Source organism: Streptosporangium sp. NPDC023615 (genome assembly GCF_040640155.1).
Lineage (GTDB): Bacteria > Actinomycetota > Actinomycetes > Streptosporangiales > Streptosporangiaceae > Streptosporangium.
This window is the reverse complement of sequence record NZ_JBFABE010000103.1, coordinates 1-16,149: the sequence shown is the minus strand read 5'-3', so window position 1 is coordinate 16,149 and position 16,149 is coordinate 1. Positions and strand designations below refer to the sequence as shown.

The following is a 16,149-nucleotide window of genomic DNA, read 5'->3' as shown; positions in this document are numbered from 1 at the left end:
AGGAGAGGGGGATCGTGAGGAACGAGCGATCCCCCTCGACGAGGGAAGGAGCCGGATCCCAGCGGGCTCACCGCGACGCGAAGCGTCGCCATGAAACAGCGTCGCCATGAAACAGCGTCGCCTTCTATACGGTCACCCGCCGCAGCCTGGCCCGCGGCGCCTCTTCTCCCGGGAACACCCGCTTGACCCCGTCGCCCAGGGCGGTCTCGATGATCCGGATGTCACGGACCAGGTGCTCCAGCCCGGCCGGCTCCAGCGAGGCGGCGTGGTCGGAACCCCACATGGTGCGGTCCAGCGTGATGTGCCGCTCCACGGTCACCGCGCCCAGCGTCACGGCCGCGAGCGAGATCTGCAGGCCGCGCTCGTGGCCCGAGTAGCCGACCGGCACGCCGTACCGCTCCTGGAGGGTGACGATCGTGCGGAGGTTGGCCTCCTCGGGGGGGAGGGGGTAGGTGGAGGTGGCGTGCATCAGCACCAGCTTGGAGGTGCCGAGGACCTCCACGGCCCGGTCGATCTCCTCCAGCGTGGACATGCCGGTGGACAGGATGATCGGCTTGCCGGTCGAGGCGAGCGCGCGGAGCAGGTCCAGGTCGGTCACGCTGGCCGAGGCGACCTTGTGGGTGACCACGTCCATGCTCTCCAGGAACTCCACCGACGGCACGTCCCACGGCGAGGCGAACCAGTCCAGGCCGCGCTCCCGGCAGTGCTCGGCGATCTGGCTGTACTCCTTCAGGCCGAACTCGGTCCTGATCTTGTACTCCAGGTAGGTCATCTCGCCCCAGGGCGTCTGCCGGATCTGGTCGCGCTGCTCCAGCGGCACGCAGATCTCCGGGGTGCGCTTCTGGAACTTGACCGCCTGGCAGCCCGCCTCGGCCGCCACGTCGATGAGCCTGCGCGCGATCTCCACGTCGCCGTTGTGGTTGATGCCGATCTCGGCGATCATGTAGACCGGCTGTCCGGCGCCGACGAGCGCCTCGCCGATCTGGACGGGCCTGGCGATCGGGTTGAGCCGCAGCTCGGCCCGGGGGGCGGTGGCGAGCTCGGCCTGGTCCACCGGGCGGGCGGCCAGCACGCGGTCGCACAGCTCGCGCACGGCTCCGGCGCCGCCGGGCCTGGTCAGCACGGTCCTGGCGGCGGCGCGGACCCGGGGGTGGGCGTCGGGCACCGTGACCGGCCAGCCGACGTCGCTCATCGGGCCCAGGTCGTTGACGTCGTTGCCGACGTAGGCGACGCGGGCGGGGTCGATGCCCTCGATGGCCAGCCAGTCGCGCAGCACGGTCCGCTTGTCGGTCAGGCCCTGCAGGACCGGCACGTCGAGCTTGCGGGCGCGGGCGGCGACCACGGGGTTGTGCTCGGTGGACATGATCATCAGCTTGACGCCGGAGCGGCGCAGCAGCGAGATCCCCATGCCGTCGGCGCGGCTGACCGCGACCGTCTCGCGGCCGTCCTGGTCGACGTAGGCGCGGTCGTCGGTGTGCACGCCGTCGAAGTCGGTGATCACCGCGTCCACGTCGATCGGCTCGGGCCGGTCCACGAACGGCGCCAGCGCCCGTACGATCTCCAGGTCCTCGGGGGTGTCCACCTCGATGGCGTGGTGCGGGGAGACCCGCTGCACGGCGACGGTGCCGAAGAAGCGGTGGCCGTGCTCGCGCAGCCCCTGGGCGCGCATCACGTAGAACGCCCCGGTCTCGCGGAAGTGCGGCTCGCGGTCCTGGCGGCGCGGACGGTGCGCGGGGTCATGATTGACCCCGCTGACCCCGCTGACCCCGCTGACCCCGTTGACCCCGGCGCCCTCGGCGTTCCACAGGAACTCGTGCGTCTCCAGGCCGGAGAACACCACGTCGGCGTCGCCGTCCAGGACCCTGGTGACCGCGGCGTCCAGGTCGGCGGGGTCGATGAACGCGCTGGTGCACTGCACCAGGACGACCACGTCGGGGGTCCCGGGGAGGTGGTCGAGCGCGTGCAGCACGGCGGACTCGCTGGAGGCGGTCGCGTCGCTCAGCTCGTCGGGCCGGTCGATCACGGTCGCGCCCGCCTGGCGGGCGGCCTCGGCGATGTCCCGGTGGTCGGTGCTGACGACGACGTCGTCGATCAGCTCGGCGCGGACGCAGGCCCGTACCGCACGGGCCACGAGAGGACTGCCCCCCACCGCGGCCAGGTTCTTCAGGGGGACGCCCACCGAACCTCCACGGGCGGGGACAACGGCCAGGACTCGCAAGGTGGCTCCTCATGACATACGGCGGAACGCCCCGGTCGGGGATGTCAAAGGAACCTAGTCACGGGGGTGACCGGCAAGGGGTGCCCGAGCTGAACGCCCAGAGTCGTCCGTGTTAACTTTCCGCGCGCGGGTCGTCCCTCCGGGAGCGCCTCTCCCAGGGCCTCGCTAGACGGTGGCGCCGATGGTGCCCATGAGCATCGGCAGGGCGCGTTCCAGGCCGCGCCGCCAGTACGGCCAGGTGTGGGTGCCGGGGCCGTAGAAGTCCACGGTCACCTCGGCCCCGGCCGACTTGGCCCGCTCGACGAAGACCACGGCCTGGCGGAGCAGCGCGGCCTCGCCCTCGTCCGGGACGGTGGAGGGGGCGTCCAGCGGGCCGGGGGAGCCGTCGCCGCCGGAGACGAAGAGCCGCACCTCGCGCAGCTCGCCGGTGAGGTCGGCCGGGTTGTGGGCGGCCCACGCCGGGTCCTGGGGCGGCCCCCAGAGCTTCGCGGAGTCCTCCCCGTTGCGGTTCAGCAGCCAGTCGACGCCGCCCTGGCCGTCGCGGGTGTGCAGCACGCCGGAGAACGAGGCCGCCGCCTGGAACATGCCGGGGTGGCGGGCCGCGTACGACATCGCGCCGAATCCGCCCATGGACAGCCCGGCCACCGCCCGCCGGTCGCCGGCGCCGTAGTCGCGCTCCAGGATGCGCATGACCTCGGAGAGGTGGAAGGTCTCCCAGCCCGGCCCGTCGCGCCAGTCGGAGTAGAACCCGACCGGGCCGCCCTCGGGGACGGCCACGATCGCCCGGTAGCCGGAGGTGAGCCGCGCGGCGTCGCCCTTGCCGATCCAGGCGGCGTAGTCGCTCTGGCAGCAGCCGTTCAGCAGGTACAGCAGCGGCCACGGCCCCGAGCCGGGCGTCCACCCCTCGGGCAGCAGCACCCGGACCATGCCCTCGCGGCCCAGCGCGGCGGAGGTGACGGTGAGCTCGTGGTCGCGCTCGCCCAGTCTCCGCACCGTGAAGGCCGGCACCGCCCCGTCCTCGTGACCGCGCGCGCCGGCCGCGCCGGTGCCGGGGGAGGGGGAGGAGGGGGGCAGCAGGGCGAGCAGCACCGCCGTGATCGCGACGGCGGTGAGCAGGAGCACTCCCAGAAGGCGTACGGCAGCGGTGCGGTTCACGTCGTCAATGATCCCGCCTCCGACCGGCCGCGTGAACACACACGCCGCAACGGTCCCAGGGAAAAACCGGGCGGGCCGGACAGACCGGGCGGGTGGTCTCCGGGGCGCGGCGCCGGGGCGGGCGGCCAGGGCGCCGGAACCCATTCTGGCCTGCCCCGTTCGCGTTAATTCTTATGACATATGGCGTTTTACACGCCCGAAAGCTTGAAAATTTCACATCGCCTGTTCAGGATTTTCCACGTGGGTTGTAAAGATCATGTACATCCCGCGTCGCCCTGCCGGGCGGGAGACTCCCGCCCGGCGTGAAGGAGACCGCGTGCCAAACACCCCCCGACGCCGGCGATCGATCCTGATCGGGACCGTCACCGCGCTCGCCCTCGTGCTCCCCCAGGGCGTGGCCCAGGCCGCCCCCGAACCCGACAAGATCCACAAGGCCGTCCTGGCCGAGCTGGCCACCGACGACAAGGCCACCTTCTGGGTGCGCCTGAAGGGCGGCGCCGACCTCGGCGCGGCCCGCAGGGCGAAGACCAGGACCGAGAAGGCCGCGCAGGTCTACCGCGCCAAGACCGAGCTGGCCGAGTCCTCGCAGGCGGGACTGCGCAGGCTCCTGACCGCCGAGAGCGCCGGCTTCACGCCGTTCTGGATCTCCAACGCCATCCGGGTGACCGGCGGCGCCAAGCTCGCCGAGGAGATCGCGAAGCGGCCCGAGGTCGACCGGATCGAGCCCGTCCGGGTCGCCGCCCTGCCCAAGCCGCTGCCCGGCAGGCGGGCGGCGAAGGTGAACGCGACCGAGTGGAACATCGACCGGGTCAACGCCCCCCGGGTCTGGGGCGACCTGGGCGTGCGCGGCGAGGGCATCGTCGTGGCCAACATCGACAGCGGCGTGCGGTTCGACCACCCCGCGCTGGCCGCCCGGTACCGGGGGAAGAAGGCCGACGGCACCGTCGACCACGCCCACAACTGGTTCGACCCCGCCGGGGTCTGCGCCGGCACCGCGCCGTGCGACAACAACGACCACGGCACCCACACCATGGGCACCATGGTGGGCGGCGACGGCGCCGACGTCATCGGCGTCGCCCCGGGCGCGACGTGGATCGCCGCCAAGGGCTGCGAGACCAGCACCTGCTCCGACGCCTCGCTGCTCGCCGCCGGGCAGTGGGTGCTCGCGCCCACCGACCTGAACGGCGACAACCCCCGCCCCGACCTCGCGCCGCACATCGTCAACAACTCCTGGGGCGGCAGCGGCTTCGACCCCTGGTACAAGGAGACCGTGGACGCGTGGGTCGCGGCGGGCATCTTCCCCGTCTTCTCCAACGGCAACCTCACCAACGCGGGCTGCGCCTCCAGCGGCTCGCCCGGCCAGTACGCCGCCGCCTACAGCGCCGGCGCGTTCGACGCGAACAACGTGATCGCGCCCTTCTCCACCCGCGGCAGCGGTGAGAACGGTGAGATCAAGCCCAACCTCGCGGCCCCCGGCGTCGACGTGCGCTCCTCGGTGCCCGGCGGCTACGACGTCTTCTCCGGCACCTCGATGGCCGCCCCGCACGTGGCCGCCACCGTGGCGCTGATGTGGTCGGCCTCCCCGGGCCTGCTGGGCGACATCGCGGCCACCCGCGAACTGCTCGACCGGACCGCGATCGACGTCGACGACGTCCGCTGCGGCGGCACCGCGGCCGACAACAACATCTGGGGCGAGGGCCGCCTGGACGCGTTCGCGGCGGTCCAGGCCGCTCCGGACGAGGCCATCGGCACGCTGGCGGGCACCGTGACGGCCGGCGGCTCGCCCGTGGCGGGGGCGGCCGTCACCGTCACCGGGCCGCTGAACCGCACCGCCGCCACCGCCCAGGACGGGACCTACACGCTGCCCCGCCTGCCCGAGGGCGCCTACCGGCTCACCGTGGAGAGGTTCGGCTACGAGGACGCCGCCGCGGACGTCACGGTCGTGGCGGACAGCACGGTCACCCGGGACGTGGCGCTGACGGCGCTGCCCTCGGGCACGGTGTCGGGGACGGTCACCTCCTCGGGCGCGCCCGAGGAGGGTGTCACCGTGACGGCTGTGGGCACCGCGGTCACCGGGGTCACCGACGCTCAGGGACGCTACCGGCTCACGCTGCCCAACGGTGACTACCAGTTGAGGTTCACCCCGCGCTCGCGGTGCGCGGGCGCCCTCACCGTGCCGGTCACCGTGAGCGGGGACCTGACCAGGGACGTCGAGCTGCCGCGCCGCACCGACTCCTTCGGCCACACCTGCACTGCCGGCACCGAGCCGTACGTGGCGGGCACCGTCAGGACGACGCTCACCGGCGACGACGCGATCCAGCCGATCACGCTGCCGTTCACCTTCCCCCTCTACGGCACCGGGTACACGGCGGGCTGGGTCAGCAGCAACGGGTTCCTGGCCTTCGCCACCAGCACAGCCGTGGCCGGCAACGTGACCCTGCCCGCCTCCGCCGCGCCCAACGCGGCGATCTACCCCTTCTGGGACGACCTCGTGCTGGACGACCAGTCCGGCGTCTACACCGCCACCCTGGGCACCGCGCCCAACCGGACCTTCGTCCTGGAGTGGCGCAACGCCCGGTTCTACGCCGACGCCGCCCAGCGCATCTCGTTCTCGGCCCTGCTCGGCGAGAACGGCTCGATCGGCTACCGCTACGACAGCGTCGACGGCGAGCGCGACGCCGGGATCGGCGCCACGATCGGCGTCGAGAACGCGACCGGCACCGACGCGCTGCAGTACTCCTTCAACGCCGCCGCCCTGTCCGACGGCCAGAGCCTGACCTTCGCCACCAGCCGGCACGGCCTGCTGACCGGCACCGTCACCGACGCCAACGACGGCAGGCCGCTGGCGGGCGCCACGGTCAAGGTGGGCGACGTGGTGACCCTCACCACCGCCGAGGACGGCACGTTCCTCGGGCAGGTCCCGATGGGCGACTACCGGGTCGAGATCTCCAAGGAGAACTACGGCACCTTCATCCAGGAGGTCACCGTCACCGCCGGGGCCGTCACCCGGGCCGACACCGCCCTGGCCACCGGCCGGGTGACGGCCTCGGTCGCGGAGCTGACCCTGGTGCAGCCGGCGGACTCGACCAGGTCGGGCACGGTCGAGCTGTCCAACCTGGGCGTGGCCACGGACTACACCGTCGTGACCGAGCCCGCCCAGGGCTGGCTGGGGGTGACGCCGACCTCGGGCCGGCTCGTCACGGGTGGCTCGCAGACGCTGACGGTCACCGCCTCCAGCGCGGGCGTCCAGCCGGGCACCGTACGGACCGGGAAGCTGCTGGTCCGCTCCGCCAGCGGGCGTGACCCGCAGATCGAGATCGTCGTCACCCTCGTGGTGCCCCGGCACCAGGTGGCCGTCGAGGTGGGCGGCACCAGGGAGGTCGTCGACGCCGCCGGCGACCGCTGGAGCGCCGACCGGAAGTACGCCACGGGCGGCCACGGCTACGTGGGGACCTCCACCAGGACGAACACGACGAGCAGGGCGATCGCCGGCACCACCGAGCAGGCGCTGTTCAGGAGCGTCCGCGAGGGGATGCTGGAGTACCGGTTCGACCAGGTTCCGGCCGGCACCTACACCGTCGAGCTGGGCTTCGCCGAGACCCGGGGCAAGCGGGAGGGCCAGCGCGTCTTCGACGTCATCGTCGAAGGGCAGCTCGCCGTCCCCGCGCTGGACCTGGCCCTGGAGACCGGCGCCCACACCGCCACCACCCGCCAGTACACGGTGAGGGTCACCGACGGCCAGCTCAACGTGCGGTTCGCCAAGCGGGCCGGGGACACCGTCCTCAGCGCCGTCCGTATCTCCGAGCGGCCCGACAGGGCCGTCCCGTAGCCCCCCGCAGCGCCCTGAAGCACCCCGGTGCCCGCCGTCCCGCCCTCGCGGCGGGGCGGCGGGCACCGGCCGTCCCACCCCGGGTCGCCGGCGCGGGGCCGGCCGGGGACGGGTCACCGCCGCGTCGGCGGGGACGGGGCCGGCGGCGCGGTGGGCTCGGGTCGTCGGCCCGCGACCGGCCGGATATCGCGTTGCCCGGCGGTCACGACCGCTGCGATCATCCTGGGGTGGGCGCAGAGGAACTACCGCGGATCCAGGAGAACGTCACCCTCGCCATCGAGGAGCTCGGGCCGCTGAGCGACGTGGACTTCGGCCTCAACCGGGAGTCCGTCGAGTGGGTGGAGGGCTTCATCGAGCGGCAGCGTTCCCGCCCGGGCTTCGACCCGGAACGGATCGACGGGCTGATCGGCGTGCTCGGCTCGTTCCTCGGCGAGTGCGTCGTCGCCGCCACGGGTGGTCACTGGCACTGGTCGGACGACCACGGATGGGGGGTGCTCCTCCCCGAGGGCAGCACGATCTTCCCGTTCGCGAAGGTCGGCAAGCAGTTCCGCGGCGGGCTGGAGGAGGGCGAGTCGATCGCCGGCTTCTACCGGGTGGTGGTCGACGTGATCGCCACGGGGAAGATGCGGAAGATACGCGAGGGCGGCACCGGCGACGCCGAGGGCCCCGCCACCTAGAGGGGCCGGTCTTCCCGGAGCCGGCTCCGGGGGGCTCAACGGCTCCCCGGGAGGGCTCAGCGCTCCCGAAAGGGCTCAGGCGGCTCCCAGGAGGGCGATGACGGACAGGGTGCCCAGGGACAGGACGCTGGAGACGAGGATGGCGTCGCGGGGCAGCTCGGTGGGACGGCCGTACTCGGCGGCGTAGACGAACGTGTTCTGGGCGGTGGGAAGCCCGGCGAACAGGACGGCCGCGAACAGCGCCGGGCCGTCCAGGCCCAGCAGGAACCGCCCGGCCAGGAACGCCACCAGCGGCTGGGCCAGCAGTTTGAGGGTCACCGCCACTCCGGTCGCGCGCCAGGAGACGGGCGGGCCGTTCAGCGACATGCCGAGGGAGAACAGGGCCAGGGGCACCGCGGCGCCACCGAGGATCTCCAGGGGCCTCAGTGCGAGGTCGGGCAGGCGCAGGCCGAGGGCCGACACGCCCAGGCCGAGGAACGAGGCCACCACGACCGGTGTCCGCAACGGGGCGAGGAAGGAGGCGCCCCCGGCCCCGAGGCCCAGGAAGATCAGCGGAGAGACCACCATGACCTGGAACATCAGGACCGACACCACGAACGACGCGTCGTTCAGGACGTACAGGCCGACGGGGATGCCGAGGTTGCCGGCGTTGACGTAGGCCGAGGCCATCGCGCCGGTCACCCGGTCGGACGTCCCACCACGGAACAGGGCGAACGCGAGCAGCCCGACGACGAAGGTGCTGATCGCGAAGGCGAGCAGCGGGCCCGGCCGGATCCGGTCGAGCGGGGTACGGCTGAGCGTGGTGAACAGCACGGCGGGCATCGCGACGGTGAACGCGAACGCCGTCAGCGACTCCCGGAGCCGGGGCCCCGCCCGGCCGGACCTGGTGGTCATCCAACCCAGGGCGCCGATAAACCATATGGGGATAAAAGCCGTAATAACCGCCTGCACTCGGCATACCGTAACCGGACACCCGTCGTGCCGCCCTGGCCCGGTGGGGCGGAGCGACCGGCCGGGACGGTGCCGGCGACGGCGACGGCGACGGGGAGAGGGGCGCACCCCCGTTGCCCGGTGCGACCCCCCTCCTCGGCGTGTCACCCATGATCCGGAGTCGGCGGCGACGTCCAACATGGTTTGCCTTTTTTGAGGTGAAGTGAACCTGTCGCCGCTGAGGAGCGCTTTTTCCTTAATTCTTCATATAAGCCGCCGATGTCGCCGACGTGAGTGCCGACCGTGAAAAGTCATGAGTTCACGCGGGGCATGGTTAGTATTGTAAATATACCCATACTGTCGAAGTTGACGAATTCGTGTGAGCCTTGTTAGCAAAGTCCGTGCTTTGCCGCGTTGATCGCAGGGTAACTGGCTTTTGCCGCCACTGTCGCGGTTTAAGTAATCCAATTATCTAGAATCCAAAAAACGTGGAACGACATGACTCATAGTGGTAGAAGAAGAGTTTCAATTGTTCACCCTGTCAAAAGCCCTCGGAATCGGTCTGTCGCGACAATCGTGATGGGTGCCGCCGCGCTGGTCCTCTCGTGCCAGCTCCCGGCGGGCGCCGCCACCGGCACGGCGGGGACCGCCTTCCTCGCTCCACGGAGCGGCAGCGAGTCCGTTCCGTTCCGTCAGGCGCCCGGCACGCTCGACCCCTCGCGCGTCGGCGCACCGGGAGCCGCCGCGTACGGGACGTGCGCGTGCGGGGGAAGGCGCTGCGCGTGCCGCCGTGGCCAGCCCGGCCCTCCGGGGCGTGACGGCCGCGACGGTCGCGACGGCGAGAACGGGCTTACGGGCCCGGCGGGTCCCATAGGCCCGACCGGTCCCGCGGGGGGGCCCGTGGGACCGGCCGGGCCGCGCGGACCGGCCGGTCCCACGGGACCCTCGGGGCCGACCGGAGCCAGCGGGGCGGCCGGTCCCGCCGGGCCCGCCGGTCCGGTGGGGCCCGCGGGGCCCATCGGCCCGGCCGGTGGTCCTCCGGGGCCCGCGGGTCCGGCCGGGCCCGCCGGACCCGCCGGCCCGGCGGGCGGTCCCCCGGGTCCGGCCGGACCGGCCGGACCCACCGGAGCGACAGGGCCGGCCGGCCCCGCCGGCCCCGCCGGACCCGTGGGGCCCGTCGGCCCGGCGACGGCGACGAGCGCCGTCGATACGACGTTCCTGCTCCTCGACCCGATCGCCGTATCGATACGGACCGACGGAACGGCCCTCGTCCGCGACCCGCGGACGACTCCGCCCTGGAACACCATCTCGACGCTGGCCGGTTACCCGGCCGACGTCGTCGACGTCGGCGCGACGGTGATTCTGGAGGGGGCGCTTCCCTATCTTTACGTCACGGTTCAGAGCGAGACCGGCGCGGTCGCCCGGACGCGGTGCCTTCTGGGAATCCCGATTCCCGTCACCGGCGGCTTCCTGGCGCCCGGAGCGCCTCTCGGGCCTCCGGCGTACCCGTCGAACTGCAGCGCCTTCGTCAATCTGACCCCGCCTCTCTGACCCTTTCGGGGGTCCGGGCGGCCGACGCCGAACGTCGTTCCCGGTGTCAGCGGAGAACGGCGTTCGGCGTTTCAGGCTCTTCCGGAACCGCTGATTATCGGTGCGCGATGTCCGGTGAACGTGCGTCCGTGTCCCATGTGCATGAACAGGACGACGTGGCGGATCACCGGACGCGCCGCCGGGGGCGGGCGGGTGAGCGGTGGTCAGTAGCCGACGTACCCCGACCCGGTCCTGGTGCCCACCACCCCGGCCACGTCGGAGACCGACCCGCACCGCTCGATCGCGCAGCGCACCCGGCGATGATGCTGTCCACCGGGTCGTAGATGTCCCGGCGCCCGGGCGGCGCCCAGCGGGAGAACGTCGGGTCGATCGTCTGCATGAGGCCCTTGGACGGATGCCCGGCCGCCGCGTTGGAGTCCCAGAGGTCGACGGCGTGCGGGTCGCCGCCGGACTCATGCTTGATGGTCATCCAGATGTCGTCGGCGTTCGCCTTCTCGACGGGATGACCGTGGGCCTTGAGGATCTCGACCGCCTGGTGGATCCATTCGGTGACCCTGCCCTCGGGGACCGGTTCGCCACCCGGCCGCGGGTATGCCGCCGAAGCCGGGGCCGGCCTCGGCGAGGTGCCTGCCGAGCTCGCCGGCGGCCGTGGCCAGTGCGGTCTCCGTCGTGTCGGCGTGTCCCCGCGCCAGGGACGCCGCCGTCACGTGCCGCTCATGCCGGGCCTCCCGATCCCGTCCGGGGGCGTGGGGGACTCACGCGGAGCCTCAGGTGAAGCGCCGGTAGGAGATGGGGGACGCGCCGGCCACCGACTGGACCTTGACGACGTCACCCGTCTGCGGAGCGGCGATCATCTTGCCGTCGCCGATGTAGACGGCGCAGTGGCTCGCCGGATCGCCGAAGAAGACGATGTCGCCCGGCTGCGGCGGGCCGGTGATCGGCTGCCCGCTCGCCTGGTACCCGGCGGCGGTGTTGTCGCCGATCTTGATTCCCGCCTCGTTCAGCGACACGTGCACCAGGCCGCTGCAGTCGAACGAGTCGGGCCCGTCGGTGCCGAAGACGTAGGGCTTGCCGATGTGGCTCCTCGCCGCGGCCACGATGTCGGCCCCGGTGCCGTTGCCGGTGACCGTGTACGGGATCGCCTGGCCGCCACCGCCACCGGCGTAGCCGCCGGACGACGATCCGCCGCCCTGTCCACCCCCCTGCCCGCCACCCTGCCCGCCGATGCCGCCCTGCCCGCCGGGTTCCGCGCCGGCGAGCCTGGTGGTGCGTGACTCGTCCTCGGTCACCGGCACCCACCGGGTGGTCTGGCCTGGGCCGGGGACGAAGCTCTGGTCACCCGCGGCCGGGATGGCGGAGAACAGCGTGGTGTCGCCGAGGTGCTTGCCGATCTCGGCCCGCGCGGTGGACAGCGCGGTCTCGGCCGAGTCGACGTACCCCTGGACGAGGGAGATCGCCACCTGGATCCGCTGCCCGATGCCGGGCACCAGCTGTGCCTCGGTGGCGTGCGGGTTGACGCGACGGTACTCCGCGACCCAGGTCAGCACGTCACCGCAGGCGCGTTCGGCGTTCGACTTCGCCGTCTCGACGGCCTCGGCGGCGGTGTCCAGGGAGCTCGCGCAGTCGGTCAGCGCGTTCCGCAGGGAGGTGCCCGCGTTGCCGTACCGCCGCATGTACGCCACGAAGGCGTCGGCCGAGGCGCCCTTCCACGCGGCGTCCACCTGGTGGACCGCCTTGCCGAGGAGCGCGAACGGCTCGGCGGACGAACCGGCGGCCTTGCGCCACCGGGCGGCGACGGCCCGGATCCCCCCGGGATCCCCGTCGGTCTTCTTCGCGAGCGCCGCCAGGGCCTGACCGCCGGGCAGCGCCGCCACGGCGTCGACGGCGCTCATACGGCCGGGAGGTTGGTCGTGGTGCCCCGCTCGGCCGCGGTCACGTTGCTCTCGATCGTGTCGAGGGCCCGTTCGACGCCGTCGAGACGGCTCTTGACCGTGCCCAGTTCCTTGTCCGCGTGCGCTTCGACCCGGCCGATCGCGTCGGCCAGCTCCTGGGCGCCGGCCAGCGTCCCGAAGAGCGACGAGCTCGCGCCGCCCTTGGCGGGGAAGTCGTCGCCGACCGCGGCGAGCCTTCCCCCCTGCGTGTTCACCGCGACGCGCAGTTTGGCCAGCGCCTCACGGTTCAGATCGAGTTTCGCCACCGGAGCGGGCTCCTTCCCCCGTCGCCGGGAAGCCGCCTCCCCGGACGCCGATTCGGCTCGCTGACCGGTTACCTGCCCACCGTCCGGTCATGTCCGCCGAGAAACGATCATATCCATCGAAGAGCGATGATCTACTACGAAAACGCATCGGTTGTCCGAACCCTCGGCCGCGCACCGCCCGCGGCCGAGGGCTCCACGTCCTGTCCGCGCCCCCACTCCCGCCCCTCGCCCCTCGCCCCTCCCCACCCTCCCCGCACTCTCCGCCCGATCCGGCCGCCGGTCCCCGGCCGGTCAGGGACCTTCCGGCGGCCGTCCGGCGGCCCGGTCCGCGCCGGCCCGGTCCGCGCCGGCCCGGTCCGCGCCGGGACGGTCGAGCAGCAGGTCGGCGGCGCGGGCGAGGACCTGGGCCCTGGTGCGGTCACCGTGGTCGGCGGCGAGGAAGTGCTCGCCGATCGCCACGCAGAAGGCGAGCATGCTGCGGGCCTCGACCTCGTCGGGGTCGGAGCAGAAGGTGCCGATCAGTTCGCGCAGCAGGGCCATGCGCCGGTTGTCCACCCGTCGCAGGCGCCCGGCGACCGCCTCGTCGCGCCGGGCCCAGTCGCGGACCGCGAGGTCGATGGGCAGCAGACGATCGCTGGAGAAGGTCAGGACGCCCGCGCGATGGATCTTGGTCTTCGGGTCGCCCCCCTCGCGCTCGATGCGGTCGATCACCTCGTCGGTGCTCTCCCGCTCCCAGGCGTCCAGCATCTCCTCCAGCAGGGCGTCACGGTCGGCGAAGGACCCGTAGAACCCGCCCTTGGTGACACCGAGCCTTTTGGCCAGCACCTCGACGCGGACGGCGTCCAGACCACCCTCGGCCAGGACCCGGAGCCCCTCCTCGATCCACCGGTCCCGCGGGGTGCGCGTCGCTCCCACGATGTGTCCCACCTCACTCCGCCTCATGTATACGCCACCGTATAAACGGGTTAACCTCCATTTTATACGGTGGCGTATACGAAAAGGGAGGCCCGGGATGACCATCGGTTCCGCCGGCGGCGTCGTGGGGACGCGTGACGTCCCCGCACCCGTCCGCGCGCTCGGCTCGCTGTCGCGCGTCGACTACGCCGACCACTTCGCCCTCTCCGTCGACGCGGAGGCGACGCCGGAGCGGTGGGCGCGGGCGATGTTCGGTGACGTCCCCGACGCCGCGGAGTCGCTGATCTGGCGCGGGTTCCTCGGCCTCCGGCTCGCCCGGGGGCGCTCGCCGGACACCGTGGCCGGGTGGCGGATCGGCGGGCGCGGCGAGGACTGGATCCGGCTCGAGGCCGCCTCCTGGTTCCTGAGCTGCGAGCTTCTCGTACGGGCGGCCGAGGGCCGGGTGTCGCTGGGAACCTTCCTGCGCTACGACCGGCCCGTGGGCCGGGTCGTGTGGCCCCCGCTCTCCTCCGTCCACCGCCGGCTGGCGCCCGGGGTCCTCCGCGGCGCCGCGGCCGAGCTGTCCGCGGCGGACAGGGGTGACCGCGAACCGTGATCCTGGCCCGTGTCGCCCGGTGGCGGGGGCCCCGGGCGCCACGGGTCACCTCGGCCGCCGGGGCGCGGGCCGCCCCCGGCCGCTCCGGCCGCGAGGCTCCCTCCCGGTCGTCTCGCCCGCGGCCCCGGTCGTCCCGGCCGCGGGACCCCCGGTCGTCGCCGGTCGCCCCGGCGGCCGCGAAACGAGATACACGATTTCCTGAATTCAGGATTTTCTGTACCATTCGAGCATGCTGACGCTCGCCCCCGAGATCGAGGTGCTCGTACGGTTCGGCCGCGCGCTGGCCGACCCGATCCGCTGCCGCATCCTGCTGGCCCTGCGCCAGGCCCCCGCCCACCCGGCCGAACTGGCCGAGACCCTGGGCGTCTCCCGTACCCGCCTGTCCAACCACCTGGCCTGCCTGCGCGACTGCGGCCTGGTCGTGGCCGTCCCGGTGGGCCGTCGCACCCGCTACGAGCTGGCCGACGCCAGGCTCGGTCACGCCCTGGACGACCTGCGCGCCGCCGTCGTCGCGGTGGCCGCCGACGCCGAGCGCACCTGCGCCGACGCCGAGGAGCGGGGCTGCTGCTGATGGCCGTCCTCTCCCTCGGTCCCGCCCCGGCCCGCCGCGCCGTCCTGACCCGGCGCATCCGGCTGCTGGTGGCCGCGACCATCACCTACAACGTCGTCGAGGCGGCCGTCGCCATCACCGCGGGCACCCTGTCCTCGTCGGCCGCGCTGATCGGCTTCGGCCTGGACTCCGTCGTGGAGGTCGCCTCGGCCACCGCGGTGGCCTGGCAGTTCTCCGCCGCCGACCACGAAAGGCGGGAGAGGGCCGCGCTGCGCGTCATCGCGCTCTCGTTCTTCGCCCTGGCCGCCTACGTCGGCGTCGAGGCCGTCCGGGCACTGCTCGGCGCGGACCGGGCCGAGCACTCCACACCCGGGCTCATCCTGGCCGCGCTCAGCATGGCGGTCATGCCGCTGCTGTCGTACGCCCAGCGCCGGGCCGGTCGCGAACTCGGGTCGCTCTCGGCGGTGGCCGACTCCCGGCAGACGCTGCTGTGCACCTACCTGTCGGCGGTGCTGCTGGCCGGCCTGGCCGCCAACAGCCTGTTCGGCTGGTGGTGGGCCGATCCGGCCGCCGCCCTGGTGATCGCCGCGGTGGCGGTCAAGGAAGGCCGCGACGCCTGGCGCGGGGACGCCTGCTGCGGCCCGGCCACCGGGTCGGCGGGCGGATCGTCGCCGGGCTGCGGCCGCTGACGCCGACGGCCGCACCGAACCGGACCGGCCGCACCGAACCGGACCGGACCGGACCGGCCGCACCGAACCGGACCGGACCGGACCGGCCGGACCGAACCGGACCGGCCGGACCGAAGGGCGGCCGGCAGGGGCGGTTCACATGTGTCGCCCAAGCGAAGGTGATCTCTTTTCACGGCACCGTCGTCGATGTGTCGCGGTCGGAAGCGTGGGTAGGCGAACGGGCCACAGCCGCCCGCCAGGGCGGGGGAGCGAAAGAAAGGAGCGACCATGTCCACCGCACGAGAGATCATGACCGCGGGCGCCGAGTGCGTGCAGGCCGAGGAGACGGTCCTGGAGGCGGCCGAGAAGATGGCCCGCCTCGACGTCGGCTCGCTGCCGATCTGCGGTTCCGACGACCGGCTGCAGGGCATGCTCACCGACCGCGACATCGTGGTGAAGGTGCTGGCCAAGGGCAAGGACCCGAAGAGCTGCCTGGCCGGGGAGCTGGGCGAGGGCAAGCCCGTCACCATCGGTGCCGACGACGACGCCCGCGAGATCCTGCGCACGATGGCCGCGCACAAGGTGCGCCGCCTGCCCGTCATCGACGGCCACACGCTGATCGGCATGGTGGCGCTGGCCGACGTGGCCCGTGCCCTGCCGGACGCCCCGGTCGGTGACCTCCTGGACGCGCTGACCAGCGACTGACCCGGTGTACCGGGCGGGGAGCACCCCGCCCGGCAGGTGATCGGCCGTCTCGGGCGGCTCCCCTGGCAGGGGAGCCTCCCGCGTGGGGGGTGAATGGGGGGGGGGGGCGTTTTTTACGGGGAGAAAAACGGGACCGGGGGGTTTAGAATAGGGGTTGGG

13 protein-coding genes and 1 pseudogene are annotated in these 16,149 nt (G+C 72.8%); 7 read left to right on the top strand and 7 right to left on the bottom strand.

Features of this window, described 5'->3' with window-relative positions; genetic code table 11:
- Positions 1-124: 124 nt before the first annotated feature.
- Both AB0G16_RS36755 and AB0G16_RS36750 read right to left on the bottom strand, forming a co-directional pair.
- Complete coding sequence (locus tag AB0G16_RS36755) at positions 125-2,218, bottom strand: N-acetylneuraminate synthase family protein (protein ID WP_362815383.1); 2,094 nt, start codon at positions 2,216-2,218, stop codon at positions 125-127.
- Between the two features lie 165 nt (positions 2,219-2,383).
- Positions 2,384-3,373: an alpha/beta hydrolase family protein gene (locus tag AB0G16_RS36750; protein WP_362815381.1), complete on the bottom strand. Its 990-nt coding sequence runs from the start codon at positions 3,371-3,373 to the stop codon at positions 2,384-2,386.
- A gap of 316 nt (positions 3,374-3,689) precedes the next feature.
- Here AB0G16_RS36750 and AB0G16_RS36745 point away from each other — a divergent pair, with 316 nt between their 5' ends.
- Together AB0G16_RS36745 and AB0G16_RS36740 are read left to right on the top strand one after the other, a co-directional pair.
- Positions 3,690-7,202 (top strand): S8 family serine peptidase, encoded by a 3,513-nt coding sequence (locus tag AB0G16_RS36745; RefSeq protein WP_362815379.1) that lies wholly within the window; start codon positions 3,690-3,692, stop codon positions 7,200-7,202.
- A 227-nt stretch (positions 7,203-7,429) separates the two neighbouring features.
- Entirely contained in the window at positions 7,430-7,879 is a 450-nt protein-coding gene (locus AB0G16_RS36740) for a hypothetical protein (RefSeq protein WP_362815376.1), read from the top strand.
- A 75-nt stretch (positions 7,880-7,954) separates the two neighbouring features.
- On the opposite strand, the gene AB0G16_RS36735 is transcribed toward AB0G16_RS36740, so the two are convergent.
- A complete protein-coding gene (locus AB0G16_RS36735) occupies positions 7,955-9,010 on the bottom strand; it encodes an AEC family transporter (protein WP_362815374.1) in 1,056 nt (351 codons plus the stop codon).
- Positions 9,011-9,976: 966 nt separating this feature from the next.
- On the opposite strand from AB0G16_RS36735, the gene AB0G16_RS36730 reads away from it, so the two are divergent.
- Positions 9,977-10,360: a hypothetical protein gene (locus AB0G16_RS36730; protein WP_362815372.1), complete on the top strand. Its 384-nt coding sequence runs from the start codon at positions 9,977-9,979 to the stop codon at positions 10,358-10,360.
- Positions 10,361-10,709: 349 nt separating this feature from the next.
- On the opposite strand, the pseudogene AB0G16_RS36725 reads toward AB0G16_RS36730, so the two are convergent.
- From AB0G16_RS36725 to AB0G16_RS36710, 4 genes and pseudogenes are all read right to left on the bottom strand, one after another.
- Positions 10,710-10,829, bottom strand: a pseudogene (locus AB0G16_RS36725) (hypothetical protein); the annotation flags it as partial.
- A gap of 298 nt (positions 10,830-11,127) precedes the next feature.
- Positions 11,128-12,252, bottom strand: a complete 1,125-nt coding sequence (locus AB0G16_RS36720) for an NlpC/P60 family protein (RefSeq protein WP_362815370.1) — start codon at positions 12,250-12,252, stop codon at positions 11,128-11,130.
- Entirely contained in the window at positions 12,249-12,557 is a 309-nt protein-coding gene (locus AB0G16_RS36715) for a hypothetical protein (protein WP_362815368.1), read from the bottom strand. The genes AB0G16_RS36720 and AB0G16_RS36715 overlap by 4 nt, the downstream gene beginning before the upstream one ends.
- Before the next feature lie 291 nt (positions 12,558-12,848).
- Positions 12,849-13,472, bottom strand: a complete 624-nt coding sequence (locus AB0G16_RS36710; protein ID WP_362815366.1) for a TetR/AcrR family transcriptional regulator — start codon at positions 13,470-13,472, stop codon at positions 12,849-12,851.
- 97 nt (positions 13,473-13,569) lie between these two features.
- Between AB0G16_RS36710 and AB0G16_RS36705 the strand changes: the two genes are divergently transcribed.
- The 4 genes from AB0G16_RS36705 to AB0G16_RS36690 all read left to right on the top strand — a co-directional run bounded on the left by AB0G16_RS36705 (position 13,570) and on the right by AB0G16_RS36690 (position 15,990).
- On the top strand, positions 13,570-14,067 hold the full coding sequence (locus tag AB0G16_RS36705; protein WP_362815364.1) for a hypothetical protein: 498 nt from the start codon (positions 13,570-13,572) through the stop codon (positions 14,065-14,067).
- Positions 14,068-14,296: 229 nt separating this feature from the next.
- A complete protein-coding gene (locus AB0G16_RS36700) occupies positions 14,297-14,638 on the top strand; it encodes a metalloregulator ArsR/SmtB family transcription factor (RefSeq protein ID WP_362815362.1) in 342 nt (113 codons plus the stop codon).
- Entirely contained in the window at positions 14,638-15,306 is a 669-nt protein-coding gene (locus tag AB0G16_RS36695) for a cation transporter (RefSeq protein ID WP_362815360.1), read from the top strand. The genes AB0G16_RS36700 and AB0G16_RS36695 overlap by 1 nt, the downstream gene beginning before the upstream one ends.
- 267 nt (positions 15,307-15,573) lie before the next feature.
- Positions 15,574-15,990 carry a CBS domain-containing protein gene (locus AB0G16_RS36690; RefSeq protein ID WP_362815358.1) on the top strand — a complete coding sequence of 139 codons (417 nt, stop codon included), beginning with the start codon at positions 15,574-15,576 and terminating at the stop codon, positions 15,988-15,990.
- The last annotated feature ends 159 nt before the right edge of the window (positions 15,991-16,149 follow it).